Origin of the sequence: Sphingomonas sp. S6 (genome assembly GCF_043498045.1) — a bacterium.
Lineage (GTDB): Bacteria > Pseudomonadota > Alphaproteobacteria > Sphingomonadales > Sphingomonadaceae > Sphingomonas.
This window is the reverse complement of the sequence record NZ_JBIEOE010000006.1, coordinates 42,650-68,746: the sequence shown is the minus strand read 5'-3', so window position 1 is coordinate 68,746 and position 26,097 is coordinate 42,650. Positions and strand designations below refer to the sequence as shown.

Here is a 26,097-nt window from a genome sequence, read left to right as displayed (position 1 = left end):
ACCGAACGTTCGGAAGTGGACGATGTGGAATATACGCGGGGGTCCGGTTCCTACCCCTCGATTTTCGAGAAGTCGGCGACGGTGTGGACCGCCGCGCGCACGCGGGCGAGCAGGGCGAGGCGGTGGTCCCGCTTCTCCGCGTCGGCATCGTTGACGGTCACAGTGTCAAAGAACGCATCGATCGGCGCCCGCAGCGAGGCGAGCGCCGCCATCGCGCGCTCGAAATCTTCCGCGCCCACCGCGGCCGCGGCGGCGGGTTCGGCCGAGTCGAGCGCGGCGATCAGATCAGCCTCTGCCTTTTCGGGCGTGTAGGACAGCGTTTTCGGATTCCCCTCCGTATCCGGGGTGTACGCTTCCTTCTTGAGGATGTTGGCGGCGCGCTTGTAGCCGGCGAGCAGGTTCGCGCCGTCGTCGGTGGTGACGAAGGCTTGCAGCGCGTGGACGCGGGCGAGCAGGCGGACGAGATCGTCCTCGCCGCCGAGCGCGAATACCGCGTCGATCAGGTCGTGACGAACGCCGGCTTCGCGCTGCTGGACCTTGAGGCGGTCGATGATGAAATCCATCATCTCTGTGGATCCAACATCCGTATTGCCCATTGCGCGGACGCTGACAGGGTAGAACGGGAGCCTAAGCGCATTTTGCTGGATCGTGCTCGCGATGCCCAATGCTGCGCGGCGTAGAGCAAAAGGATCCTTCGACCCGCTCGGCTTCAGGCCGACCGCGAAGAACTGGGCTACGCTATCCAACTTGTCCGCCAGCGACACCGCCACCGTCACCGGCGCGGTGGGCACGTCGTCGCCCTGCCCGACCGGCTTATAATGGTCGCGGATGGCTTCGGCGACTTCGCGGGGTTCGCCCTGGGCGGCGGCGTAATAGCCGCCCATCAGGCCCTGGAGTTCGGGGAATTCGCCGACCATGCCAGTGACGAGGTCCGCCTTGGCAAGGCGCGCGGCGCGTTCGGCCATGTCGGCCATATCCGTCACCCCAGCGGAGGCTGGGGTCTTATGCGGCTCTTGTCCTGCGCCGTCGCGGGAGACCCCAGCCTGCGCTGGGGTGACGGGTGAATTGATAGCGCTGGAGGGATTTGAACCCCCGCCGACGATGCCCTCTTCGACCAACCAGCGGGCGAGCTTGGCGACGCGGTCGACCTTGTCCGCCACCGTGCCGAGCTTTTCGTGGAAGACGATGTTCGAGAGCTTTGCAGCCTGTTCCTCGAGCGGGGTCTTTAAATCGGTGTCGTAGAAGAAGCGCGCGTCCGACAGGCGGGCGGCGAGGACCTTGCGGTTGCCCTCGACGATCTTGGCGCCGCCGTCGGTCGCTTCGATATTGGCGGTGCAGACGAAGGCATTCGCCAGCGCGCCCGACGCATCGCGGCAGACGAAATACTTCTGGTTCACGCGCGCGGTGAGCTGGATCACCTCGGGCGGGACGCTGAGGAAGTCGGCGTCGAAACGGCCGAGCAGCGGCACCGGCCATTCGGTGAGACCGGCGTTTTCGGCGACGAGGCCTTCGTCTTCGACGAGGGTCAGGCCCGCCTCGGCGGCGAGCGCAGTGGCCTGGGTACGGATCAGCGCGCAGCGTTCGTCCTGATCGACGATGACGTGGCAGGCGCGCAGCTTTTCGACGTAATCCGCCGCCGAGCCGATGGTGATCTGGCCCGGGTGGTGGAAGCGGTGGCCGTAGGTGGCGACGCCTGAGCGGATGCCGGCGATTGCGACGTCGACCAGATCCTCACCCAGCAGCGCGACGATGCCGTGCAGCGGGCGAACCCAGCGCAGGCTTTCCGTCGATGCGGAAGCGGCGCCCCAGCGCATCGATTTCGGCCAGGGGAAGGCGCGGACGATCGCGGGGATCGCCTCGGCCAGCACGGCAGCGGTGGCGCGGCCGGGCTTTTCGGTGATGGCGTAGAGGACGCCGTCCCGCTCGGTGAGTTGGTCGCGGGTCAGGCCGGTCTTGCGCAGGAAGCCGGCGAGCGCCTGTTCGGGGGCGTTGGCCTTGGGGCCCTTCAGCTCTTCGCTGACCGCCTGCGTTTCCCGCGGCAGACCGCGCGCGATCAGCGCGAGGCGGCGTGGGGTGGCGTAGGTGATCGTCTCGGTAGCGGCGAGGCCGGCCTTGGCGAGTTCGGCGGCAAACAGGCGGGCGAGATCCTCACGCGCCTTGTCCTGCATGCGCGCGGGGATTTCTTCGGAGCGGAGTTCGAGGAGGAAGTCGGTCATTGGACGGCGCCGAAGAAGAAGTTTGATCCACGCGAAGACGCGAAGACGCGAAGAGAAGAAAGACGATCGAAAGCCTCTCGACGCGACACCTTTGCGTCTTCGCGGCTTCGCGTGAACATCGTCATTGCCAAGCGCCTGACGGCGCAGACCATCGTCACGCCGCCCACCCGTTCTTCTCCATCCACGCGCCGCAGGCGCCTTTGGCGAGGTCGCGGACGCGGCCGATATAGGCCTGGCGTTCCGCCACCGAGATGACGCCGCGGGCCTGCAGCAGGTTGAAGGTGTGGCTGGCCTTGATCGCCTGCTCGTACGCGGGAATCGGCAGACCGGCGGCGAGGCTGTTCTCGCACTCCGCCGCGGCCTTCTTGAAGGCGTCGAACAGGGTGGCGGTGTCGGCGACCTCGAAGTTCCACGTCGACATCTGACGCTCGTTTTCGAGGAAGACGTCACCGTAGCTGACGCCATGATCGTTGAACCGCAGATCGTAGACGTTGTCGACGTCCTGGATGTACATCGCGAGGCGCTCGAGGCCGTAGGTCAGCTCGCCTGCGACGGGCTTCATGTCGAAGCCGCCCATCTGCTGGAAATAGGTGAACTGCGTCACCTCCATGCCGTCGCACCAGACTTCCCAGCCGAGACCCCAGGCGCCCAGCGTCGGCGATTCCCAATCGTCCTCGACGAAGCGGATGTCGTGGCGGGTCATGTCGACGCCGATCGCGGCGAGCGATCCCAGATACAGGTCCTGCAGATCGGGCGGCGACGGCTTCAGGATGACCTGATATTGGTAGTAATGCTGAAGGCGATTGGGGTTTTCGCCATAGCGGCCGTCGGTCGGGCGACGGCAGGGCTGGACGAAGGCGGCATTCCACGTCTCCGGCCCCAGCGCGCGCAGCGTCGTGGCGGGGTGGAAGGTGCCGGCGCCCATTTCCATGTCGTAGGGCTGGAGGATCACGCAACCCTTGTCGCTCCAGTAATCGTGGAGCGTCAGGATCATCTTCTGAAAGGAAAGCGGTGTGGCAGCCATGACGCGCCCGGCTTTGGCCGATGGCGCCGCGTCTAGCAAGTGGTGCGGCGCGGCATTAGGTGAAGGTCTGGCCCCACCACCCGGATACGTCCCCGCATGATACGAACCCTTGCCGCCGCCGTGTCTGCGGTCGCTTTGTGCCTGTCGCTGCCGGCCTGTGCGCAGCAACCCGCCCAGGCGCCTGCGCGCGCTGCGAACGATGCCGATCCGGCGCTGTGGGTGGTGAAGGGCAAGCAGACGACCGTCTATCTGTTTGGGACGATCCATGTGCTGAAACCCGGCCTGACCTGGTTCGACGAGGCGGTGAAAAGCGCGTTCGACAAAGCGGACGAGGTGAAGCTGGAGATCGTGATGCCCGATCCTGCCACGATGCAGGGGCTGGTGCAGGCGACCGGCGTCGCGCCCCCCGGCACGCCGCCGCTGACGCAGCGCCTGCCCGAGGGCAAACGCGCCGCCTTTACCAAGGCGGTGACCGATCTGGGCCTGCCGGCCAATGCGCTCGACCGGTTCAAGCCGTGGCTCGCGGCGACGCAGCTGTCGGTCGCGCCGCTGTCGAAGCTGGGGTACGACAGCGCCAACGGGCCGGAAGAGGTGATTACCGAGGCCGCGAAACAGGCGCACAAGCCGCTGTCGGGGCTGGAGACGCCGCAGCAGCAATTGGGCTTCTTCGGCAGCCTGTCGGACCAGGCGCAGCTCCAGTTCCTGGAAAGCACGGTCGATGAGCTGCCCAAGCTCGACACGCAGATGGCGACGATGGTCGACGAATGGGCGCGCGGCGACCCCGAGGCGCTGGCGCGCGAAATGAACGACGAGCTGAAGAGCTCGCCCGAGGTCGCCAAGGTGCTGCTGGTGGATCGCAACCGCAACTGGGCGCAGTGGATCAAGCAGCGGATGACCAAGCCGGGGACGGTGTTCATCGCGGTGGGCGCGGGGCATCTGGCGGGGCCGGATTCGGTGCAGGCGCAGCTCGCGAAGCTGGGGCTGAAGGCGGAGCGGGTGCGCTATTAAATCCTCCCCGCTTGCGGGGAGGAATAGTTGCTTTTTCCCGCCCTTCCCGCTATGCGCGCCCGCTTCCGGCCTTGGTCATCCCTGGAGGCGAGGCTGCGGAAAGACACATTAGCACGTTTCGGAAGGTATTCTGCATGAGCGACACTCTTACGCTCGCAGCCGAGACGCGCGACCGGGTTGGCAAGGGAGCCTCCCGGGCGCTGCGTCGTGATGGCCGCGTCCCCGCCGTGATCTACGGCCAGAACAAGGAGCCGGCCTCGGTTCATCTCGAGGAGAAGGCGCTGGTCAAGGCGCTGATGACGGGTCACTTCATGAACTCGGTCATCATGGTCGGCGGTCAGCGCACGCTGGCGAAGGACGTGGCGTTCCACCCGGTCACCGACCGTCCGGTCCATGTCGACTTCCTGCGCATCGGTGAGCACACCACGGTCACCGTCGCGGTGCCGGTCGTGTTCGCGGACGAGGACGAGTGCCGTGGCCTGAAGCAGGGCGGCGTGCTCAACATCACCCGCCACGAGGTCGAGCTGGTCGTCGACGCCGCCGACATCCCCAGCGAGATCACGATTTCGCTGAAGGGCCGCGAGATCGGCGATTCGATCCACATCAGCGACGTGACGCTGCCCAAGGGCGCGACGCCGGCGATCGAGGATCGCGACTTCGCGATCGCGACGATCGTGCCGCCGACGGTCCCGACCGCCGCCGACGAGGCGCTGGAAGCCGAGGTCGCCGAGACCCAGGCTGCCGAAGCCGCTGCGGAAGCAGAGGGCGACGAGGATACGGCCGAGGGCTGATCCGGATCGATCCGGTTTGCGAAAGGGGCAGGGTGGCGAGCAGCTCCCCTGCCCTTTTTGTTTGTAAGCCGTCCCTACCTTCGTCATCCCGGCGCACGCCGGGATCCATGGATACGGGCGGCCGATGGGACTCGATCCGCAAGGGCATCGCGTCCATGGATCCCGGCGTTCGCCGGGATGACGAAAAGAGGAAAGACACCGCGCCATGCAGATCTGGGCAGGCCTGGGCAATCCGGGGCCGCAATATGCGATGCACCGGCACAATGTCGGGTTCATGGCGCTCGACCTGATCGCCGACATGCACGGCTTCGGGCCGGTCAAGAAGCAGTTCCAGGGCTGGACGCAGGAAGGGCGGATCGGCAGCCACAAGGTGCTGCTGCTGAAGCCCGCGACCTTCATGAACGAAAGCGGCCGCGCGATCGGCGAGGCGCTGCGCTTCTACAAGCTAGGGTCAGATGCGCTGACCGTCTTTCACGACGAGCTCGATCTCGCGCCGTTCAAGGTGAAGGTGAAGCGTGGCGGCGGCACGGCGGGGCATAACGGGCTGCGCTCGACCGACCAGCATCTGGGGCCGGAGTTCCGCCGGGTGCGGATCGGCATCGGCCATCCGGGGCATAAGGATCGCGTAACGGGATACGTGCTCGGCAATTACGCCAAGGCGGAGCTGGACCCGCTGTCCGACATGCTGGGCGCGATCGGGGCGGAGGCGCCGTGGCTGGCCGATGGGGACGACGTGCGGTTCATGAACGATATCGCGATGAGGTTGGCACAATGACGGTCCGTACGCTGTTCGCGACGCGCTTCTACGAGGACGACCTTGGCGATGCCGGGCTGATCGAGGAGCTGGAGGAGGCGTGCCTCGATCTGGCGCGCGAGGATCGCGCGGGCGTCGCCTGGTCCAAGGCACATGGCTATCGCGGCTATACCTCTTATGCGTCGCTGAACGACCTGCCCGCGCGCGATCCGCGCTTTGCCGACCTGGTCAAGCTGCTGAACAAGCATGTCGCGCGCTTTGCGGAGGCGTGCGCGTTCGATCTGGGTGGGCGCAAGCTGAAGCTCGACAGCCTGTGGGTCAACGTCCTGAAGCCCGGCGGCACGCATTCGGGACATATCCACCCGCATAGCGCGGTCAGCGGCACGATCTATATCGCCACCCCGGCGGGTGCGGGCGCACTGAAGCTGGAGGATCCGCGGCTGCCGATGATGATGGCGGCTCCCACCCGTCGGCCGGATGCGGGCGAGGATCACGCGACCTTCGTCTATGCCGAGCCGAAGCCGGGCAGCGTCTTCCTGTGGGAAAGCTGGTTGCGGCATGAGGTGGTGCCCAATGCGGCCAAGGGTGAGCGGATCAGCATCAGCTTCAATTATCGCTAAGGCCGGCCATCGCTTTGCCGTAATCGACGGTCAGCTTTTCCCAAAATCGGGAGAGCGAACCCCATGCGGCTGGCGATGATGATGGCGATGCAGGCGGTCGCGGGGCCGCCGTTGCCGGCGGACATGCGGCCGGTGAAGCCCGCCCCTGCTCCCGATGCGCCGAAGGCTGCGTGCGGTGAGCCCGACGCCGACGGCACGATCGTGATTTGCGGACGACCCATCGATGCCAACCGGCTGCGCCCCGTCGACGAGACGCGCTACGCCGAAAAGCCGATCCGCGCGCGGACGACGATCGGCAAGGTCGGGGTATCGGGCGAGGCGGAACAGGGCAGTCTGCCCAACGGCATGAGCAGCCCGCGCGCGATGGTGAAGTTCAAGGTGCCGTTTTGATCGCGTTCTCTGGGTAGCCCACACCCCGTTCGTCACCCCGGCCTTGAGCCGGGGTCCCGCTTTTCGAGCGGTGAAAAAAGAAGCGGGACCCCGGCTCAAGGCCGGGGTGACGGGGTGGGGTCGAAGTAGCACGACAAGCCGTCGTTCACCTATCGCTGCTATCCTGCGCTTTATGTCCATTACCAAACGCCAGATCGGCCTTGCCGCCGTCATCCTGCTCGCACCCGGCGGGTTCATCCTGGGGGCGGCGTTGCTCGCCAACCGCTATCGCAAACCGGCGGCCGAGGCGGAAACTGGAACGGAAACCCCGCTAAAGTCCTGAATGGTTTCCTGAACGGAACGTTGTGCCCAGTTCATGCAACCGTCATTATAGCCCGACGTTATCGAACCACAGTCAAACGATGACGGGAGATTCAGATGCGTAAGTTGATGCTGGCGATGGGGTGTGCCGCGATGGTCGTACCGGCGACGATGGTCGTACCGGTTTCGCAGGCGGGCGCACAGCGCTACAAGTATCGCGAATGGCGCGACAACCGCGGTCGCCTGCGCTGCCGCAAGCCCGATGGCACGACCGGTGCCGTCGTCGGCGCGGTCGGTGGCGCGCTGCTGGGCCGCACGATCGACACCCGCGGCGACCGGACGCTGGGTACGCTGGGCGGCGCCGTCGCCGGCGGCCTGCTGGGCCGTGAGATCGAGCGCAGCGGTGGCAACCGTCGCTGCCGCTAAGCTTCGGATAAATTAGACCGGAACGGGCGCTGTGGGGCAACCTGCGGCGCCCGTTCTGCGTATGGCCTCGTGAAACACGAGGAGACGTACATGACGACCCGCAGCGCATCGGCCCGGTATGAAGGCCTGGGCAAGGACGGCAAGGGCCATATCTCGACCCAGTCGGGCCTGCTGACCGACGCCCAATATGGCTTCAACACGCGGTTCGAGGACGGCCCCGGCACCAATCCCGAAGAGCTAATCGCCGCCGCGCATGCCGGATGCTTCACCATGGCGCTCGCTTTCGCGCTGGCCGGCGCCGGCAAGACGCAGGGCAATCTGGAAACCAAGGCGAAGGTGACGCTCGAAAAGGATAGCGACGGCTTCACCATCACGCGGTCCGACCTGACGCTGACCGGCCATGTCGACGGCATGGAGCGCGACGAGTTCGAGCGGATCGCGAATGAAGCGAAGGCGGGCTGCCCGGTGTCCAAGGTGCTCAACTGCGACATCACGCTGGATACCACCTTCGGCTGATCGACCGCGCCGCCGGCGCCTGTCGCGGGGATGAACCGACGGTAGTTTTCGGTTCACGCAACTCCTTGTGCGCGCTGGCGGTTCTTTGCCCACATCATCCGAAAGGAGCCAAGACGATGCGTATTGCCCTTCTGTCCGCCGCGCTGGCGGCCACCACGCTGAGCGCGATCCCCGCACAGGCGCAGGACACGCGCCGCGAAGCGGATCGCGAATATCGCAACGAGGTGCGCGATGCGCGCCGCGACTACCGCAACGACCTGCGCGATGCCGATTCGCGTCGCGACGTGCGCGATGCGCGCCGCGAATATGCCGATCAGGTCCGCGACGCCCGTCGTGATCGCCGCGAAGACCTGCGTGATATCCGCCAGGATCGCCGCGACGATTGGCGCCGCTATCGCAACTACGACTATAACCGCCTGCCGCCGGGCCAGCGCGCTTATTACGCGGAAAACTATTACCGCGACGGCCGCTATTATCAGCAGCGCCGGCTGACCCGGAACGACCGCATCTATCGCGGCGGTAACGGGCGGTATTACTGCCGCCGCAACGACGGGACGACCGGTCTGGTGGTCGGCGGTCTGGCCGGCGGCGCGCTGGGCAATGTGATCGCGGGCGGCGGATCGCGCCTGCTCGGCACGCTGATCGGCGCGGGCGGCGGCGCGCTGCTCGGCCAGTCGATCGATCGCGGTCAGGTGACCTGCCGCTGATCATCCAACAAGGCTGACGATGCGGGCTCGGTCGAAAGACCGGGCCCGTTGTCGTTTAGAAGATGCCGCCGCCGAGGCTGAGGCGGATCGCGAAGATGACGATCAGCACGAGGTTGAGGTTGCGCCCGCTGGTCGAGGACGACAGTGCGCCCACTGCGGCGCCGACGATGCCGATCGGGATGACCAGCCAGTTCATCCAGCCGAGCAGCGGTACGAACGCAACCAGACCCAGCACCAGGGTGACGAGGCCGATCGCAACGGAGATGATGTTCAGCATGACACGAACATGGCCCCTGCCCCATCGCGCGGCAAGATGCGGGGGCAACCGGCGAAGCGCGCGTTAACCAAGCCCGCGGATGGCGACTTAACGGCCGATGCGCCATGATCGCCCGCGATGCATGCGAATCGCCTTCTTGCCGCTGCTGCGCTGTTGCTCGCCGGATGTGCCAAGCCGGCCGCGACGCAGCAGGACCTCGACAGCCTGGACAAGGAGTTGACCGCGGGCGCGGCCGGTAACCAGCGCGACCCTGCGCTGACCGCGGCGCTGCGCGACCAGATCATGGTCGATCCCGCGCTGACCCGGACCGCCAATACCGACGCCGTGCGCCCCCCGAGCCGGCCGGACCCGCTATCGATCCCCGCCGACCCCACCGCCGGTCGGCCGGATGGCGTCACGGCCGCCGACCTGAAGCCAACGCCGCCCGCCAAGGGCGACTGCCCATCGTGCAAGGCGGCGGCGGGGGCGCTGACGCTGGCCGAGCTGGCGGCACGGCAGCGACCGGCGGATGCGGGCTGTGCGCAGCGCGTCTCCTATTCGGCGACCTGGGCGGCGCGCCTGCCCGCCGCGGTGCCGCTCTACCCCGATGCACGCGTGCAGGAGGCGGCGGGCAACGATGCCTGCGGGCTGCGCGTCGTCAGCTTCGCGAGCAGTGCGCCGGCTGCGCGCATTCTCGACTGGTATAACGCGCGGGTGACGCGGGCGGGCTATAGCGCGGAGCATCAGGCACAGGGCGACGAGCACGTGCTGGGCGGCACCCGCGGCGATGCGGCCTATGTGGTCCATGTGACGCCGGGGCCGGGCGGCGGCAGCCGGGTGGACCTGCTGGTCCGATAGCCCGGGTTGGGGCCACAGGGCCGATCGGCGCTTGCCTTCGGCTCGCCCGCGCCCATATTGTGCGATGCAGCAAGACGGGTTCACCGATGATCCCGCCCGGTCGGAGACCCCAACATGCCCCGCTTGTCGGACACGATCGGTCGCCTCGTCGGCCAGCGCATGGCCGATGCCATGACGACCACCCATGGCGAGGATCGGCTGAGCGATCTGACCGATTTCGGTGCCAATCCGGGCAATCTGCGCGCGCGCGTCTATGTGCCCGCCCAGCTGCAACCCCGGCCCGCGCTGGTGGTCGTGCTGCACGGCTGTACGCAGACCGCTGCGGGCTATGACAGCGGCGCGGGCTGGTCTCAGCTCGCCGACGTAGCCGGGTTCGTGCTGCTGTTCCCCGAGCAGCGGCGCGCGAACAACCCCAATCTGTGCTTCAACTGGTTTGCGCCCGAGGACATGGCCGGCGGCCATGGCGAGGTGGCGTCGATCCGCGCGATGATCGCGGCGATGGGGGCGGCGCATGGCGTCGATCCGTCGCGCGTGTTCGTGACCGGCCTGTCGGCGGGTGGCGCGATGACGGCGGCGATGCTGGCCAATTATCCCGAGGTGTTCGCGGGCGGTGCGATCATCGGCGGCCTGCCCTATGGCACCGCGCACGGCGTGAGCCAGGCGCTGGAGCGGATGCGCGGGCGTGACCTGCCCGATGCCGCGGCGCTGACTGCCGCCGTGCGGGGCGCCAGCCATCACGATGGGCCGTGGCCGACACTGTCCGTCTGGCATGGCGGGACCGACGCCACCGTCCACCCCGCCAATGCCGAAGCGCTGCTGAACCAGTGGCGTGGCCTGTTCGGGATCGGCGAGACGCCCGCCGAGGAGGCGCTGGTCGGGGGCAATCCGCATCGCGTGTGGCGCGATCGGCATGGCCGCGTGGTGATCGAGGATCATCGCATCCTCGCCATGGGCCATGGCACGCCGATCGCGACTCACGGCGCCGAGGCCGCCGGTCAGGCGGGGCCGTTCATGCTGGATGTCGGTCTGTCGTCGACCCGGCGGATCGCCGCTTTCTGGGGCATTGCGCGGGTGGTGGGCGCGGCGGAGGGGCGGGCAGCCGATGCGGGCGGTGCGCGGGATGGCGGCGTGGCGGGAATCGTGAACGACGCACTGCGGGCGGCGGGGTTGTTGCGGTAGAGTCGCTTCGTCACCCCGGACCTGTTCCGGGGTCCACTCTGCGGCGAAGGGGATGGTTCGCGGCTCCAGCCATCCCCCTGCGGCCCGGTGGACCCCGGAACAAGTCCGGGGTGACGACGTGGGTGGAGCAACGTCAGCGCCCCCCTCACCCGCGCATTTCCTCTTTGCGCGAACTTGCTCTAAAGCAGCGATCATGCCTCCTCTTCTTCTCGTCATGGCCGGCGGTGCGCTGGGTTCGGCGGCGCGGTATCTGACCGGCCGGATCGCCCTCACCGCGCTCGGCCCGAATTTTCCTTACGGTACGCTGGCCGTGAACCTGATCGGCGGGCTGCTGATGGGCCTGCTGGCGGGCGGGCTCGCGCGGATCGGGGGCAGCGAGAACTGGCGCCTGTTCTTAGGGATCGGCGTGCTGGGTGGGTTCACGACCTTTTCGTCGTTCAGTCTCGACGTCGTGACCCTGGTGGAGCGTGGCGCGGTCGCCACGGCAGCGCTGTACGTCTTCGTATCGGTTGCGGGCGCGATCGGCGCGCTGTTTGCCGGGCTGATGCTGGCCCGCGGCCTGTTCGGGAGTGCGGTGGCATGAGCGGCGACGAGGGCGGCATTCGCCAGTTCAACGTCGGCTATGACGACGATGGTATCCGGCTGGATCGCTGGTTCAAGCGGCATCTGCCCGACACGAGCTTCACCACCGTCGCGAAATGGGCGCGGACCGGCCAGCTGCGCGTCGATGGCGCGCGCGCGACGCCGGGCGACCGGATCAAGGCAGGCCAGACGCTGCGCGTGCCGCCGCCCGAACCCGAGGTGAAGGACGAGACGGGCGCCGTCGTCGCCAAGCCGAAGCGCGAACGGCCGCCGCTGAGCGAGGACCAGATCGCCTTCGCGCGCGAGATGGTGATCCATAAGGATCTGCAGGCGCTTGTCCTCAACAAGCCGCCGGGTCTCGCGACGCAGGGCGGCACCAAAACCGCCGAGCATGTCGATGGTCTGCTCGATGCGCTGCAATATGATGCCGAGGGGCGGCCGAAGCTGGTCCACCGGCTGGACAAGGACACGTCGGGCGCGCTGCTGATCGCACGCACCAGCCGCGCCGCCGCCTTCTTCGCCAAGGCGTTTTCGGGGCGAACCGCGCGGAAGGTCTATTGGGCCCTGGTCGTCGGCGTGCCGTCGATCGAGGACGGCATGGTCGACCTGCCGATCGCCAAGCAGCCAGGCACCGGCGGCGAGAAAATGCACGTCGACGAGGAGAACGGCCAGGCCGCGCGTAGCCGCTATCGCGTGATCGAGCGTGCGGGCAACCGCTGCGCCTGGGTGGAGCTGCAACCCTTTACCGGGCGAACGCACCAGCTGCGCGTGCATATGGCGGCGATCGGCCATCCGATCGTCGGCGACGGCAAGTACGGCGGCGCCGCGGCGTTCCTGACCGGCGGGATCAGCCGCAAGATGCACCTCCACGCCCGGCGCATCCGCGTCGATCATCCCGATGGCGGCAGCATCGACGAAACCGCGAGCCTGCCGACGCACTTCGCCGAAAGCCTGAAAAGCCTGGGCTTCGAAGAGGCGCAGGGCGATGCGCTGCCGCTGGAGGAGCCCAAGAAGGGCCCGCCGCCCAAGGACGTTCTGAAGCAGCGCGCCAAGGCGCATGCCAAGACGGTGCGCAAGGAAAACCGCGGCGAGCGGCGGCGGCGTGGCGCGGCACCGACCGGCAAGGATGGCGGGAAGAGCAGCGGTCCGAAGGCGGGCGGACCGAAGACGGGCAAGCCAAAGGGCGGTGGTCCGGGCGGCCGCCGGGGCTGATGCACCCCAATCCACTCTTTCGGCCGGAGGCGGCGGCGTTGCTGGCGGAGGCCGAGCGGATCGGCTTCGCGCATGTCTTCGCCGCGACCGCCGATGGTCCGATGGTGGTGCATGCGCCGGTGACGCTGCATGACGACGGCCTGCGCTTCCATGTCTCACGCGCGAATCGCATCGTCCGCCATCTGGAGGGCGCGGCGGTGGTGGCGAGCGTGGCGGGGCCGCACGGCTATGTCAGCGCAAACTGGTATGCGGCGCCGGGCGACCAGGTGCCGACGTGGAATTACCAGACGATCGAAATCGACGGCATCGCGCACGAGGTCGACGCGGCGGGCCTGACCGAACAACTGGACCGGTTGGCGGCACTACACGAACCGCGCGACAATCCCTGGGATCGCGGCAAGGTGGCGCCCGAGGCCTTTGCCAAGCAACTGTCGGGCATTCGCGGCTTCACCATCACCGTCAGCGCAGTCCGCGGCACGACCAAGCTGAGCCAGAACAAGACCGCCGCCGACCGGGCGGGGGTGATCGCGGGCTTCGACCGGCAGGGTAAGGACGACATCGCCGCGCTGATGCGGTGGGCGGCCGCGAAGGATTAGGATCGGGATTGGGTTAGGCCGAGCGATTTGAGACGCAGCGGGACCCCGGCTCAAGGCCGGGGTGACGATAGTGGTACGGGGGTGGGGCGATTTGCGCTTTGCGCGCCCGCCCTCGCCCGGTAGGCGTCGGAGGATGACCAGACTCGCCGTGTTCGACTGCGACGGCACGCTCGTCGATAGCCAGGCCAATATCTGCCAGGCGATGGAGGATGCGTTCCGGATCGCCGCTTTGCCCGCACCGCCGCGCAGCGCGATCCGCCGCATCGTCGGACTGAGCCTGGTCGAGGCGATCGCAACGCTGCTACCGCAAGCGGAGGATGCACTGCACCGGCAGATGGCGGCGGATTACAAGAACGCCTTCTTCCACCTGCGTACGACCGGCGCGATGGCGGAAGAGCCGCTGTTCGACGGGATCGCCGCGGTCTTGCAGGGCCTTGCCAGTGATGGCTGGCTGTTGGGCGTGGCGACGGGCAAGTCGGACCGGGGCCTTGCGCATATTCTGGCACATCATGGCCTGACCGACCATTTCGTCACGCTGCAAACCGCAGACCGTCACCCCTCCAAGCCCGACCCCGCGATGCTGATCGCCGCGATGGACGAAGCGGGCGCGACGGCGCAGGAAACGGCGATGATCGGCGACACCAGTTTCGACATGGCGATGGCCAAGGCTGCGGGCGCGCGGGCGGTGGGCGTTGCCTGGGGCTACCATGACGTCCGCGACCTGGCCGATGCGGGCGCCGACGTGGTGGCGGAGCGCGTAGCCGCGCTGCCCGGACTGCTGGCATGAGCGGCGATGCCCTCGCCCGGCGCCGCTGGCTGGCGATGGTCGGCAGCCGCATCGCAGGCAGCGTCGGCGCGGTGTTCGGCCTGATGCTGGCGGTGCGCGCACCCGATATGGTCACCAAGGTGCTGGGTGTCGCGATCACGCTGTCGGCGCTGGTCGTCGTCGCAACGGTGCCCGCCGCCCTCGCCCACCGCTGGCGGACGCCGCCGAAGTCATGAAGCGCTTCTGGACAGAGGTGGCGGTCGACGCGGATCGGGTCGTGACGCTCGACGAGCGGCCGGTGCGCACGCCCGGCCGCGTGCCGCTGGCGCTGCCGACCGACGCGCTGGCAGAGGCGGTCGCGGGCGAATGGCGGGCGGTGCCCGAGGTGCTCGACCCGCGCGCCATGCCGCTGACCGGCCTGGCCAATGCGGCGATCGACCGGATCGCGGCCGACCCCGCGCCCTTCGCGGCGGGGCTGGCCGCTTATGGTGCGACCGACCTGCTCTATTATCGGGCCGAGTCGCCCGACGATTTGATCGCGCGACAGCAGGCGGCGTGGGATCCCTGGCTCGACTGGGCCCGCACCCGCTACGATGTGCATTTCGAGCCGACCGCGGGCATCATCCACCGCGCCCAGCCCCCCGCGACGCTGACGCGCCTGAGCGAGGCGGTGGCGACGCTCGACGCATTTCACCTCGCGGGCCTGTCGCCGGTGGTGACGATCACCGGGTCGCTGGTGCTGGCGCTCGCGCTGGTCGAGCGGGCGGGCGATCCCGATACCTTATGGGCCGCCGCGCATGTCGACGAGGATTGGCAGGCGGAATTGTGGGGCAGCGATCTGCTCGCCGAGCAGGCGCGGGCGAACAAGCGGCGCGAATATGACGCCGCCGTCGCGTTTCTGGCCGCGCTCGACTGACCGGCGTCAGGCGGTGACCGCCTTGGGCATCACCGCCGCCTCGTAATCGCTCTCGGCCAGCCGGATCAGCGCCCGGTCGTCGTGTTTCCACGGGTGGAAGCCGGGCAGGAAATAGGCCGCCCAGACGCCCGCCACCTTGCGCGCCATGCCGGGATTGCCGAACGCATACCAGGCGAGCCGCGCCCAGACGCGCGGACCGGTAAGGCCGTCCTGCCGCAACAACTCCAGCATGCCGCGCGTCCGGCCGACGAAGAAATGCTTCGTCGTCATCAACATGACGAACGACTTGACCCACCAGCGACGGAAGCGCGGCCAGTCGCGCGTCGCGTGCAGCCATGTGTCATAGGCGACGCCCTTGTGTTCGATCTCCTCGGCCGCGTGCCACAGCCACAGAGCGCGTGCCTGCTCCTCGCCGCCGGCGAGATGGCGGGGGTTGGCGATCAGTTCATGCGCCAGCATCGCGGTGAAATGTTCGAGCGCGGTCGTCGCAGCCAGGCTGGCGATCGGCGGGCGCCCTTTGGTCAGCGCCAGCGCCGCGTCGACGTCGCGGTCGAGGAGCGTCACGTCATAGCCCTGATCGGTGACATGGCGGTTGAACGCGACATGTTCGCGCGTGTGCAGCACCTCCTGCTTGATGAAGGCGTTGATCTCACGCGTCAGACGCGGCGACGTGCCCTCGCGAAAGCGGCGCACGCTGTCGACGAAGAAGCCCTCCCCCTTGGGAAAGGTGACGGACAAGGCATTGTAGAAGGCGGTCGCGATCGGGTCGTCATTCAGCCACCAGCGTCCCATCCGGGCGCCACGACCGAAGCGGCGGTCGCGCGCAATGATGACCAGATCGTGCGGCGTGGTTGCTTTCGCCATGATTTCCTCCGTACTAGGACGATATCCGCATTTGCTTACATCAATGTAAATAGGCCATCGTCCTGAGCGCTTCAACCCCCGTCCCGGCCCCATTGCGCCGCCGCCTGTCTCCGACCGAAAGCCGGGAAGCCGCGCTGATCGCCGCACAGCAATTGTTGGTCGAAAGCGGACCGCAGGCGGTGACGCTGAAGGCGGTCGGCGCGCGGATCGGCCGCACGCATGCCAATCTGCTCCACCACTTCGGATCGGCGGAGGGGCTGCAACAGGCGCTGATCGCGCGGATGGCGGCGCAGATCACCGGGGTGATTCGCGATGCGGTGCTAGGCAACCGCGGCGGGGAGCCCGATCCGCGGCGCATCGTCGACCTCGTCTTCGATGCCTTCGACAGCGGCGGCGCGGGTGCGCTGGCGAGCTGGATGATCCTGTCGGGCAATCGCGATGCGCTCGATCCGATCCTGTCCGCGGTCCATGATCTGGTCGACGAACTCGCCGATGGCGTGCAACCGCCCGAACGACCGATCCAGGAAGAGACGCTGCACCTGATGCTGATGGCCCTGGGCGACGCGTTGCTCGGCGCGGCGATGGCGCGCGCGCTCGACCTGCCACGCAGCAAGGCGCGCGATTTGGCGGTGGGCATGCTGTTGCGCAACGAGGCGCCGGGCGAGACACCAGCGTGAGACGCGATCAATAGCGTCTGCAACACCGACAATGGCCAAGCCCCTGATGCGGCACACTCTCTTTCCCTAAAGAGGCCGCATCGAGTGGATGACCTGGCATGAATCGCGTTTTAGCTCCCATCTGTCTGGTCGTCGGCCACAAGCGTTCGCGTCGTCGGGTCTGGTCGGACGGATCACGGTGGCGGTGTACGTGCAGCCGCTGCGGCACCGAATTGGTCAAATCCCAGAGCGGTGGAACGTGGGGCGCACTCGATCAATCCGACCGCGATCGCGCCTGACGGCTCCGATCGCGGCACGGATGCGCGTTGCCGCCGAACCGCGTGTCGCGGCCTAGGGGGTGACGATGCGGCCGGCCGGTATTGCGATGGGGGTCGCGATGCCGGCCGGTGGCAGGCCGATCGCGTGCATCGCGTAATAGTCGCCCGGCGTCATGCCATAGGTTTCGCGAAAGGCGCGCCCCAGATAGGCGGCGTCGCAAAAGCCCCATTGGTCGGCAAGTGCCGCGATCGTCTGGCGGTCACCGCGCCGGCGCAGCGCCTCCGCCACCTTCGCCAGCCGGCGCGCGCGGATATAGGCCTGCACGCCGCCTTCATCCTGCAACAGCCGATACAGCGTCGAGCGTGACACGCCGAGCGTACGGCTGAGGCGCGCGACGCTGAGCGAGGGCGAGCCGAGGTTGCGCTCGATTTCGTCGCGCAGCTGAACGCGGAGCGCGCGGTCATGCTGTTCGACGTCGCCGGGACGCTCGCCGAGGCTTGCATGGACCACCAGTGCGAGCAGATCGACGACGGTCTGCGCCACGGCGGGGCCGCTGCTCGCGGGCAGATGGCGGGCGTGGTGCCGCAGCGCCGTGAGGTGGCTGGTCAGCAACGCCGCCTGCTCCGCCGGCACGACATGGCCGTGCAGGCTGCGGACCGAGGGCAGGACACGTTCGGCAAGCGCGCGGGGCAGCACGAAGCTGGTCGAGACCGAGGCTTCGGACACATGGGTATTGCCTAGCGCCATGTCGGTCAGCACCACCGCGCCATCCAGTGCGCGGACGTCACGATCGCCCATCCGGCCCCAGGCACCGCCAGCGTGCCGCACGTTGACGACGAGCCCGTCGGCCTGATCTCGCAGATGCGCCGCGCCGCGGTGCCAGTCCTGTGCCGAGATATGGACGTGGTTGAGCAGCATCGTGCCGAGATCGAGCCCTTCGATCCGCGCCTGGAACGGCTGCGTCGGCGTGGTTTCGTAATGCTGGGAGAGGTTGCGGATTTCGGAATCCCGCCAGGCGCTGAAGCGGTCCCGCTGCGGCAGCGCCGCCGTGTCGAAAAAGGGAATCCAGCCCAGGCGGGAGGATGACGCCGAAGGGAAGCGTTCGTTCTCAGGGGCCTGCGACATGTTCCTGACAGTAGAGTTTGGTCCCGAACCGGTCCATAGCCCTGTTGGCGCGCGGTGCCGCCCGGACGCGTCAGGCCAGCGGGTCCGCCGCGTGCATCGCGTGATAGTCGCCGGGCGTCATGCCATAGGTCTCGCGAAAGGCGCGCCCCAGATAAGCGGCATCGCAAAAACCCCAGCGTTCGGCGAGCGCCGCGATCGTCCCGCGCCCGCCTTCGCGGCGCAACGTCTCCGCGACCTTTTCCAGACGGCGCGTGCGGACATAGGCCTGCACGCCGCCTTCGTCCTGCAACAACCGGTACAAGGTGGAGCGCGACACACCGAGCGTGCGGCTGAGCCGGGCCACCGTCAGGGAGGGCGAGCCGAGGTTGCGCTCGATCTCGGCTCGCAGTTGCACGCGCAAGGCACGCTCATGCCGGTCGCGGTCCACCGGCCTCTCGGCAAAGCTCGCCGCGACCGACACCGAGAGCAGATCGAGGATCGTCTGCGCCAGCATCGGTCCGCTGGTCGCCGGCAAATGCTCCGCCTGCCCGCGCAGCAGTGCCAGATGCGACACGAGCAGCGCGGCATGTTCCGGCGCGACGACATGCCCGTGCAGCGCGCGGGTCGTCGGGAACAGACGCTCCACATCCGCCCGTTTCAACGCCATGCCGGTGCTGATCGAGGCTTCCGAGAAATGATGCTTCGGCCGCGCCATGTCGGCGATGACGATCGATCCTGCCGGCGCGACGGCCTGCCGTCCGTCCATCTCGAAGATCGCGGCACCGGCGTGGCGCACGTTGATCACGAAATCGTCATTGTCGTCGCGTGCCGCTTTCTGCCGCGTGCGTTCCCACTGCTGCGACGTGAACACCGCGTGGCCGATCCCGAGCGTGCCGAGATCGAGCCAGTCCATCGCCGCCGCAAACGGCTCTTCCGGCGTGGTTTCGTAGCGGGTCGACAGATTGGCGACGTCGCCATCGCGCCAGACCTCATAGCGCTCGGCCGCCGGCAAGGGGGCGGTATCGAATGCGCGCACCCACCCCAGCCGAGCGGGGGGTGGCAACGGGGCTTGGGGATCGGACGCCGACTTCACTGCGCCCCTCATAGCGCTACTCATTATGGCGGTACAGCCTCGCCGCGGTGCAGGGCGTGAGGATGCGCCGGCAGGGGTGGCCGTTCGCGCGCCTTTCGCTAAAGAGGCGGCATGCATTTCCTCGACCAAGCCAAGATCTTCGTTCGCTCGGGCACCGGCGGCCCCGGTGCCGTCAGCTTCCGGCGCGAAAAGTTCATCGAATATGGCGGCCCGGATGGCGGCAACGGCGGCAAGGGCGGCGACATCGTGTTCGAAGCGGTGGCCGGCCTCAATACGCTGATCGACTTCCGCTACACGCAGCACTTCCGCGCGCAACGCGGCCATGGCGGATCGGGCAGCAATCGCACCGGCGGCGGCGGCGACGACCTGATCATCAAGGTGCCGGTCGGCACGCAGGTGCTGTCCGAAGACAAGGAAGAGGTGCTGCTCGACTTTACGAAGGTCGGCCAGCGCGAGGTGTTCCTGCGTGGCGGCGACGGCGGGCGCGGCAATGCGAGCTACAAGACATCGACCAACCGCACGCCGCGCCAGCACGGCACCGGCTGGCCGTGCGAGGAGGCGTGGGTGTGGCTGCGGCTGAAGCTGCTCGCCGATGCCGGTCTGGTGGGGCTGCCCAACGCCGGCAAATCGACCTTCATCAACGCCGTCACCAACGCGCAGGCGAAGGTCGGCGCCTATGCCTTCACCACCACTCGGCCGCAGCTGGGCGTGGTGCGCCACCGCAACCGCGAATTCGTCGTCGCCGACATTCCCGGCCTGATCGAGGGCGCAGCGGACGGCGCCGGCATCGGCGACCGGTTCCTGGGACATATCGAACGCTGCCGCGTGCTGTTGCATCTGGTAGACGCCAATGACGCCGACGTCGCCGAAAGCTATCGCATCGTTCGCGACGAGCTGGAGGCCTATGGCGGCGGACTGATCGACAAGCCGCACGTGATCGCGCTCAACAAGATCGACATGCTCGACGACGAACTGATCGAGGCGCTGTCCGCCGAGTTGGCCGAAGCGAGCGGGGCGGACGTCATCCCCCTATCCGGCGCGGCGGGGACGGGCGTCGACTGGGTGCTCGACCGCCTGCTCGAGATCATCGGCCCCGGCCCCGAAGCGGTGCCCGACAGCGACGAGGGCGAAGACGAGATCAGCTGGTCGCCGCTCTGATCCCATGCAGGACGCACTCTTTCCGCCGACCGCCTGCCCTCGCCTGATCGTCAAGGTCGGGTCGGCGTTGCTCGTGGCACCGGATGGGGCGGTGCGGCGCGCGTGGCTGGCGACGCTGGTGGCGGATATCGCCGGGCGCGTCGCGGCGGGGCAGCAGGTGGCGGTTGTGTCGTCCGGAGCGATTGCGCTGGGTGCGCGGCGGCTGGGTCTTGCCAAGGGGGGCCGCGCCAGTCTGGAAGATGCACAGGCGGCGGCGGCGACCGGGCAGATCGCGCTCAGCCAGACATGGGCGGAGCTGCTCGGCGCGCACGGGCTGACGGCGGCGCAGATGCTGGTGACGCTGGACGACCTCGAGGATCGGCGGCGCTATCTTAATGCCGCGGCAACGCTGGGACGGCTGCTCGGCCTGGGCGTCGTACCGATCATCAACGAAAATGACAGCGTCGCGACCGAGGAAATCCGCTTCGGCGACAACGACCGGCTGGCGGCGCGCGTCGCGCAGGCGGCGGGTGCGCAGGGCGTGGTGTTGCTGTCCGACGTCGATGGTCTGTACGACGCCAACCCGCACACCAACCCCGATGCGCGCCACGTCGCGCGGGTCGAGCGGATCGATGCGGTCGCGGGGATGGCGGACGGCGGATCGGCGTCGGGCATGGGATCGGGCGGCATGGTGTCGAAGATCGCCGCCGCCCGGATCGCGACCGGGGCGGGTGCGCACCTCGCCATCGCAAGCGGGAGGATGGAGCATCCGTTGGCCGGCGATCCGCGCCATACGTTGTTCGTGGCGGAGCGTGCCGCGTCGGCGCGCAAGGCGTGGCTGGCGGGCGGGCTGACCGCGCGGGGGCGCGTGCATGTCGATGCCGGGGCGGCGCGTGCTTTGGCCGCCGGCGGCAGTCTGCTGGCGGCGGGCGTGACGGGGATCGAAGGCGCATTCGGGCGCGGCGACCTGGTGTCGATCGAAGGGCCGGACGGCACGGTTGCGCGGGGCCTGTGCGAATATGACGCGGCCGAGGCGGTGCGGCTGGTGGGGACGCGGTCGGAGGAGCAGGCGGCGATCCTGGGCTATGCGCCGCGCGCGGCCCTGGTGCATCGCAACCATCTGGCGTTGGTGTGATGGGGCCCGCCCCCTCCCCGTCATCCCCGCGCAGGCGGGGATTCATACCCTCCACCGTAGGCGATGGAGCCGAGAGGTTTGCCAGTCTGGATCCCCGCCTGCGCGGGGATGACGGGGCATGTGTCGCGAGGGGTCGATCGTGACCACGCTGGCCATCACCGGGGCGACGGGCTTCGTCGGCAGCGCGCTTGTCGAGCGGGCGCTGTCCGCCGGCCATAGCGTGCGCGCGCTTACCCGCCGGCCGCAGCGCGCGCGGGACGGCGTGACCTGGATCGAGGGGGCGCTCGATCGGCCCGACAGCCTTGCGGCCCTGGTCGAGGGGGCCGAGGCGGTCGTGCATGTCGCGGGCGTCGTCAGCACGCCGACGAAGGCCGGCTTCGTCGCCGGCAATATCGACGGCACGCGGGCGATGATCGCCGCCGCGCAGACCGCAGGCGTCCGGCGGTTCGTCCATGTCTCGTCGCTGTCGGCGCGTGAGCCGGAGCTGTCGATCTACGGCTGGTCGAAGGCCGAGGCCGAGACGCTGGTCGAAGCGAGCGGGCTCGACTGGAGCATCGTGCGGCCGAGCGGCGTCTACGGCCCCGGCGACATGGAGATGCGCGACCTGTTCCGCGCCGCGCGGATGGGCCTCGCCCTGCTGCCGCCACGGGGGCGCGTGTCGCTGATCGCAGTGGACGATCTGGCGCGGCTGCTGCTGGCGCTCGCCACGACGCAGGTATCGCCGGCGGTTTACGAGGTCGACGACGGCCATGTGCTGACCCATGCCGCGATGGCGCAGGCGATCGCGCGGGCGGTGGGGCGGAAGCGCGTGCTGACGCTGCATTTGCCCAAGGCGGCGCTGATGCTGGGCGCGACGCTGGATCGCGCGGTCCGCCGCGACGGTGCGAAGCTTACCGCCGATCGCGTCGGCTATCTCGCGCACCCGGACTGGACCGCCCGCCCCGCGATGCGCCCGCCCGCCGAACTTTGGACGCCGGAGATCGCACCCGAGCACGGCCTTGCCGCAACGGCACGATGGTATCGCGCCCGCGGGCTGCTATAGCGCCGCAACACCGCCGCATTTGGCCGCCATTCGGATGACCATCATGACCGACCGCACCCAGATCCTCGATACGATCAAGAGCCAGATCGAACCGTTCAACAAGAAGGGCGTCACGCTCACCGAGGCGACGACCTTTCAGGGCGACCTCGAATGGGACAGCCTGACGGTGATGGATTTCGTTGCGGCCATCGAGGACGAGTTTGACATCATCATCACGATGAACATGCAGGCCGAAATCGAGAATATCGGCCAGCTGACCGATGCGGTCGCCAAGCTGAAGGCCGAGGCATGACCGAGACCGGCCTGCAGCCCGAAGCGCTGGACCTCGACCCCGCCCCGGTTGCCCCCGAAACCGACCTGATGTCGAAGTTCGACGGCCTGATCGCCGAGCGGCAGGCGCTGATCGATACCGGCGTCACCGATCCGTTCGCGATCGTGATGGAGCAGGTGAAGAGCCCGACCGAAGCGGTGATCGCCGGCCGCGACACGATCCTGCTCGGCACGTACAATTACATGGGCATGACGTTCGACCCCGACGTCATCGCCGCCGGCCATGCCGCGCTCGACCAGTTCGGATCGGGCACCAACGGCAGCCGCATGCTCAACGGCACCTTTCGCGACCATATGGAAGCCGAGGCCGCGTTGCGCGATTTCTATGGCGTCAGCGGCGCGATCGTCTTTTCGACCGGGTACATGGCCAATCTGGGCATGATCTCGACGCTGGTCGGCAAGGGCGAATACGTCATCCTCGACGCCGACAGCCATGCCTCGATCTACGACGGTTGCAAGCAGGGTGTCGCCGAGATCGTCCGCTTCCGCCACAATAGCGTCGAAGACCTCGACAAGCGGCTGGGGCGCCTGCCCAAGGACGCGGGCAAGCTCGTCGTGCTGGAGGGCGTCTATTCGATGCTTGGCGATATCGCACCGCTGAAGGAGATGGTCGCGGTCGCCAAGAAGCATGGCGCGATGGTGCTCAGCGACGAGGCGCATTCGATGGGCTTCTACGGCCCCAACGGCCGCGGCGTGTACGAAGCGCAGGGGCTGGAGGGCGAGGTCGACTTCGTCGTCGGCACCTTCTCCAAATCGGTCGGCACGGTCGGTGGCTTCTGCATTTCGAACCACCCCAAGTTCGAGGCGATCCGCCTCGCTTGCCGCGCGTACATCTTCACCGCCAGCCTGCCGCCGAGCGTTGTCGCGACCGCGACGGCATCGATCCGCAAGCTGATGACCGCGACCGCCAAGCGCGAGCAATTGTGGTCGAACGCGCGCCAGTTGCATGGCGGGCTGAAGGCGCTGGGCTTCCGCCTCGGCACCGAACAGCCGGACAGCGCGATCGTCGCGGTGATCCTAGACGACCAGACCCAGGCCGTCGCGATGTGGCAGGGGCTGCTGGAAGCGGGCGTCTACGTCAACATGGCGCGCCCGCCCGCCACGCCGGCCGGTACGTTCCTGCTGCGCTGTTCGCTGTGCGCGGAGCATACCGCGGCGCAGCTGGATACGGTGATCGAGCGATTCCGGGCTGCGGGGCAGGCCGTGGGCGCGATCGGCTGAAGCCGGTCGCCCTCACCTTTCCTTGACCGGACAAACGCGTTAGCGTCGCTGCCGTGATGCGGGACGGCGCCGAGATGGCCCCGGGGGGGGATTCCGAACGCAATGCGGCGTGGCGGACCGTCACGCTGGTCGTGATGGGACTGCTCGGCGCGGCGGTGCTCGTCGCGCTGATCGTGACGCTGGGCGAGGCGAACCGCCAGCGCGACCGCGCGCTTGCGGCGCAGGCGCACAGCTATGACGTGATGATCCTGGCCCGCACCTTGTCGGGCACGATCGCCCGATCGGAGGCGTCGCTGGGCCGCTACGTCATCAGTGGCAAGGCCGAGCAGGAGCTGGGCCAGCTCTATTACGACCAGTGGCGGCTGGCGGGCACGCAGCTCAACAAGCTGGAAGGGCTGACGCGCGAGACTGGCGAGCAGAGCGCGCGGGTGGCGCGGCTGCGCGAGGCGTACCAGCAGCGCGGCGAGGAGCTGTCGCTGACCGCGCTCAGCACCACTTATGGCAAAAACGCTCAGGCGCTCGCCCGCTATTACAAGGCGCGCCAGTCGCCGACGCTGGCAGCGATCGACCGGACGCTGGACGAGATCATCGAGGGCGAGCGTGCGCTGCTTGATGCGCGCACCGCGGATGCCATGCGCACCGTCGACCGGTCGAGCCGGATCGCGGGCGTGCTGGCCGTGTTCGGCGGGCTGATCGTGATCGGCGCGGTGGTGCTCGGCTGGTTGACGGTGCGCGCGATCGGCGAGCGGGCGCTGGCGCGGGCCGATGCCGATGCCGCGCGCGAACGGGCCGAGGCGTTGGCGAACGCGGTGCGGCAGGCGACCGACGAACTGCGCGTGCAGGAAGCCAAGCTGCGGCAGGCGCAGAAGATGGACGCGGTCGGGCAGCTGACCGGCGGCATCGCGCACGATTTCAACAATATGCTCGCGGTGGTTCTGGGTGGGCTGGAGCTCGCCCGGCGGTCGCTTGCCAGCGATCCCGACACGGCGGCGCGTCACCTGGACAATGCCGCCGATGGCGCCAATCGTGCGGCGGCGCTGACCCGGCGGCTGCTCGCGTTCAGCCGCGAGGAATCGCTGAAGCCCGAACCGATCGCGGCGGCACAACTGGTGTCGGGCATGTCGGAGCTGATCGACCGGACGCTGGGCGACGGCATCACCGTCACGACGCGCGATACCGCCGGGGGTTGGCAGGTGCGCGCTGACCGCGTGCAGCTGGAGAATGCGATCCTGAACCTCGCGGTCAACGCGCGCGACGCGATGCATGGCCGGGGCGAGCTGGCCATCGCGACCGGCGCGGTGACGCTGGACGAGCACCAGGTCGATCATTGTGCGGCGGGCGATTACGTGACGATCGCGGTGGCCGACACCGGCGAAGGCATGACGCCCGAGGTGGTCGAGCGCGTCTACGAACCCTTCTTCACCACCAAGGCCGCGGGCAAGGGCACGGGGCTGGGCCTCAGCCAGATCTTCGCCCTGGTGCAGCAGCTGGGTGGCGCGATCGCGATCGACACCGCGCCGGGCGAGGGCACCACCGTGACGCTGTACCTGCCGCGCGACCGGCAGCAGCCGCAGGCCGAGGCGACCATAGTGGCCGCGACCCCGCCGGCGCCGGCGGTCGCGCCGGAGGGATTGCATGTGCTGGTCGTCGAGGACGATCCGCGCGTGCTGATGGCGACCATGGGGGCGCTCGACGAGCTGGGCCACCACGCCATCGCCTGCGACGCGCCGACCAAGGCGGCGGGACTGCTGGCTAGCCACGCGGGGATCGACCTGATCATCTCCGACGTGCTGATGCCGGGGCAGACGGGGCCTGAGCTGATCGCGGAGATCGGCCCCGCTTATCCGCATATCGCCGTGCTGTTCGTCACCGGCTTTGCCGGCGAGGCGAATGCCAGCGAGTTCGGCCACCATCAGGTGCTGCGCAAGCCGTTCACGCTGGGCGGGCTGGAGCGCGCGATCGCGACCGCCATGGCGCAAGGCGATCGCCCCGCCCCGCCGCACCAGATCGCCGCGGAGTGACGGACGGCGACGCAGGCTGTCGCCGGGGGCTGACGTGCCCCGCCTTCCCGCTTATAGCCTTGGCTCCTTTCCCCGGCGCGAGCCTTCGTTCAGCATGA

The 26,097-nt window shown here is 68.3% G+C and carries 30 protein-coding genes; 24 read left to right on the top strand and 6 right to left on the bottom strand.

The features are described from left to right. Positions 1-50 precede the first annotated feature (50 nt). Positions 51-2,216: a glycine--tRNA ligase subunit beta gene (glyS, locus tag ACGVWT_RS11450; protein WP_315461987.1), complete on the bottom strand. Its 2,166-nt coding sequence runs from the start codon at positions 2,214-2,216 to the stop codon at positions 51-53. A gap of 154 nt (positions 2,217-2,370) precedes the next feature. Then, positions 2,371-3,240: a glycine--tRNA ligase subunit alpha gene (locus ACGVWT_RS11445; protein WP_207771664.1), complete on the bottom strand. Its 870-nt coding sequence runs from the start codon at positions 3,238-3,240 to the stop codon at positions 2,371-2,373. A 96-nt stretch (positions 3,241-3,336) separates the two neighbouring features. Between ACGVWT_RS11445 and ACGVWT_RS11440 the strand changes: the two genes are divergently transcribed. From ACGVWT_RS11440 to ACGVWT_RS11400, 9 genes are all read left to right on the top strand, one after another. Continuing rightward, the gene (locus ACGVWT_RS11440; RefSeq protein WP_315461986.1) at positions 3,337-4,248 is read left to right on the top strand and encodes a TraB/GumN family protein; all 912 of its coding nucleotides are present in this window, start codon (positions 3,337-3,339) and stop codon (positions 4,246-4,248) included. Positions 4,249-4,382: 134 nt separating this feature from the next. Continuing rightward, a complete protein-coding gene (locus tag ACGVWT_RS11435) occupies positions 4,383-5,039 on the top strand; it encodes a 50S ribosomal protein L25/general stress protein Ctc (RefSeq protein ID WP_116460833.1) in 657 nt (218 codons plus the stop codon). Between the two features lie 205 nt (positions 5,040-5,244). After that, complete coding sequence (gene pth, locus ACGVWT_RS11430; protein ID WP_315461985.1) at positions 5,245-5,814, top strand: aminoacyl-tRNA hydrolase; 570 nt, start codon at positions 5,245-5,247, stop codon at positions 5,812-5,814. Further along, a complete protein-coding gene (locus ACGVWT_RS11425; protein WP_116460831.1) occupies positions 5,811-6,413 on the top strand; it encodes a TIGR02466 family protein in 603 nt (200 codons plus the stop codon). Before pth ends, ACGVWT_RS11425 begins: the two co-directional genes overlap by 4 nt. A 63-nt stretch (positions 6,414-6,476) precedes the next feature. Beyond that, positions 6,477-6,803, top strand: coding sequence for a 5'-nucleotidase (locus ACGVWT_RS11420; protein WP_116460830.1), 327 nt, complete (start codon positions 6,477-6,479; stop codon positions 6,801-6,803). Positions 6,804-6,975: 172 nt separating this feature from the next. Next, positions 6,976-7,125: a hypothetical protein gene (locus tag ACGVWT_RS11415; protein WP_315461984.1), complete on the top strand. Its 150-nt coding sequence runs from the start codon at positions 6,976-6,978 to the stop codon at positions 7,123-7,125. 95 nt (positions 7,126-7,220) lie between these two features. After that, positions 7,221-7,529, top strand: coding sequence for a glycine zipper 2TM domain-containing protein (locus ACGVWT_RS11410; RefSeq protein WP_018251088.1), 309 nt, complete (start codon positions 7,221-7,223; stop codon positions 7,527-7,529). 90 nt (positions 7,530-7,619) lie between these two features. Then, positions 7,620-8,045, top strand: coding sequence for an OsmC family protein (locus tag ACGVWT_RS11405; RefSeq protein ID WP_315461983.1), 426 nt, complete (start codon positions 7,620-7,622; stop codon positions 8,043-8,045). A gap of 116 nt (positions 8,046-8,161) precedes the next feature. Beyond that, positions 8,162-8,752: a glycine zipper 2TM domain-containing protein gene (locus tag ACGVWT_RS11400; RefSeq protein ID WP_315461982.1), complete on the top strand. Its 591-nt coding sequence runs from the start codon at positions 8,162-8,164 to the stop codon at positions 8,750-8,752. 55 nt (positions 8,753-8,807) lie between these two features. Here ACGVWT_RS11400 and ACGVWT_RS11395 read toward each other — a convergent pair whose 3' ends face one another. Beyond that, on the bottom strand, positions 8,808-9,029 hold the full coding sequence (locus ACGVWT_RS11395) for a hypothetical protein (RefSeq protein ID WP_241892063.1): 222 nt from the start codon (positions 9,027-9,029) through the stop codon (positions 8,808-8,810). Positions 9,030-9,146: 117 nt separating this feature from the next. On the opposite strand from ACGVWT_RS11395, the gene ACGVWT_RS11390 reads away from it, so the two are divergent. The 8 genes from ACGVWT_RS11390 to ACGVWT_RS11355 all read left to right on the top strand — a co-directional run bounded on the left by ACGVWT_RS11390 (position 9,147) and on the right by ACGVWT_RS11355 (position 15,117). Next, positions 9,147-9,866: a hypothetical protein gene (locus ACGVWT_RS11390; RefSeq protein WP_315461981.1), complete on the top strand. Its 720-nt coding sequence runs from the start codon at positions 9,147-9,149 to the stop codon at positions 9,864-9,866. A 114-nt stretch (positions 9,867-9,980) separates the two neighbouring features. Continuing rightward, a complete protein-coding gene (locus ACGVWT_RS11385) occupies positions 9,981-11,045 on the top strand; it encodes a PHB depolymerase family esterase (protein WP_315461980.1) in 1,065 nt (354 codons plus the stop codon). 193 nt (positions 11,046-11,238) lie between these two features. Next, entirely contained in the window at positions 11,239-11,628 is a 390-nt protein-coding gene (crcB, locus tag ACGVWT_RS11380; protein ID WP_315461979.1) for a fluoride efflux transporter CrcB, read from the top strand. After that, positions 11,625-12,839 (top strand): RluA family pseudouridine synthase, encoded by a 1,215-nt coding sequence (locus ACGVWT_RS11375; protein WP_315461978.1) that lies wholly within the window; start codon positions 11,625-11,627, stop codon positions 12,837-12,839. Before crcB ends, ACGVWT_RS11375 begins: the two co-directional genes overlap by 4 nt. After that, positions 12,839-13,435 carry an FMN-binding negative transcriptional regulator gene (locus tag ACGVWT_RS11370; RefSeq protein ID WP_315461977.1) on the top strand — a complete coding sequence of 199 codons (597 nt, stop codon included), beginning with the start codon at positions 12,839-12,841 and terminating at the stop codon, positions 13,433-13,435. Before ACGVWT_RS11375 ends, ACGVWT_RS11370 begins: the two co-directional genes overlap by 1 nt. A 133-nt stretch (positions 13,436-13,568) precedes the next feature. Continuing rightward, entirely contained in the window at positions 13,569-14,222 is a 654-nt protein-coding gene (locus tag ACGVWT_RS11365) for an HAD-IA family hydrolase (RefSeq protein WP_315461976.1), read from the top strand. Then, a complete protein-coding gene (locus tag ACGVWT_RS11360; protein ID WP_315461975.1) occupies positions 14,219-14,437 on the top strand; it encodes a hypothetical protein in 219 nt (72 codons plus the stop codon). The genes ACGVWT_RS11365 and ACGVWT_RS11360 overlap by 4 nt, the downstream gene beginning before the upstream one ends. After that, positions 14,434-15,117, top strand: coding sequence for an ATP12 family chaperone protein (locus ACGVWT_RS11355; protein WP_315461974.1), 684 nt, complete (start codon positions 14,434-14,436; stop codon positions 15,115-15,117). The genes ACGVWT_RS11360 and ACGVWT_RS11355 overlap by 4 nt, the downstream gene beginning before the upstream one ends. Positions 15,118-15,123: 6 nt before the next feature. Here ACGVWT_RS11355 and ACGVWT_RS11350 read toward each other — a convergent pair whose 3' ends face one another. Then, positions 15,124-15,981 carry a metal-dependent hydrolase gene (locus tag ACGVWT_RS11350; protein WP_315461973.1) on the bottom strand — a complete coding sequence of 286 codons (858 nt, stop codon included), beginning with the start codon at positions 15,979-15,981 and terminating at the stop codon, positions 15,124-15,126. 92 nt (positions 15,982-16,073) lie between these two features. On the opposite strand from ACGVWT_RS11350, the gene ACGVWT_RS11345 reads away from it, so the two are divergent. Further along, positions 16,074-16,658, top strand: a complete 585-nt coding sequence (locus tag ACGVWT_RS11345; RefSeq protein ID WP_043060135.1) for a TetR/AcrR family transcriptional regulator — start codon at positions 16,074-16,076, stop codon at positions 16,656-16,658. A 330-nt stretch (positions 16,659-16,988) separates the two neighbouring features. Here the strand turns inward: ACGVWT_RS11345 and ACGVWT_RS11340 are convergent, their stop codons facing one another. Then, positions 16,989-18,041: a helix-turn-helix domain-containing protein gene (locus ACGVWT_RS11340; RefSeq protein WP_315461972.1), complete on the bottom strand. Its 1,053-nt coding sequence runs from the start codon at positions 18,039-18,041 to the stop codon at positions 16,989-16,991. A 70-nt stretch (positions 18,042-18,111) separates the two neighbouring features. Next, complete coding sequence (locus ACGVWT_RS11335; protein WP_315461971.1) at positions 18,112-19,125, bottom strand: helix-turn-helix domain-containing protein; 1,014 nt, start codon at positions 19,123-19,125, stop codon at positions 18,112-18,114. 99 nt (positions 19,126-19,224) lie between these two features. On the opposite strand from ACGVWT_RS11335, the gene obgE reads away from it, so the two are divergent. From obgE to ACGVWT_RS11305, 6 genes are all read left to right on the top strand, one after another. Then, positions 19,225-20,271: a GTPase ObgE gene (obgE, locus tag ACGVWT_RS11330; protein WP_116460817.1), complete on the top strand. Its 1,047-nt coding sequence runs from the start codon at positions 19,225-19,227 to the stop codon at positions 20,269-20,271. 4 nt (positions 20,272-20,275) lie between these two features. Next, positions 20,276-21,385, top strand: a complete 1,110-nt coding sequence (gene proB / locus ACGVWT_RS11325; RefSeq protein ID WP_315461970.1) for a glutamate 5-kinase — start codon at positions 20,276-20,278, stop codon at positions 21,383-21,385. Between the two features lie 118 nt (positions 21,386-21,503). Beyond that, positions 21,504-22,427: an NAD(P)H-binding protein gene (locus ACGVWT_RS11320; protein WP_315461969.1), complete on the top strand. Its 924-nt coding sequence runs from the start codon at positions 21,504-21,506 to the stop codon at positions 22,425-22,427. Between the two features lie 43 nt (positions 22,428-22,470). Continuing rightward, positions 22,471-22,719, top strand: coding sequence for an acyl carrier protein (locus ACGVWT_RS11315; RefSeq protein WP_043060150.1), 249 nt, complete (start codon positions 22,471-22,473; stop codon positions 22,717-22,719). Continuing rightward, complete coding sequence (spt, locus tag ACGVWT_RS11310; protein ID WP_315461968.1) at positions 22,716-23,978, top strand: serine palmitoyltransferase; 1,263 nt, start codon at positions 22,716-22,718, stop codon at positions 23,976-23,978. The genes ACGVWT_RS11315 and spt overlap by 4 nt, the downstream gene beginning before the upstream one ends. Positions 23,979-24,034: 56 nt before the next feature. Further along, positions 24,035-25,999, top strand: coding sequence for an ATP-binding protein (locus tag ACGVWT_RS11305; protein WP_315461967.1), 1,965 nt, complete (start codon positions 24,035-24,037; stop codon positions 25,997-25,999). The last annotated feature ends 98 nt before the right edge of the window (positions 26,000-26,097 follow it).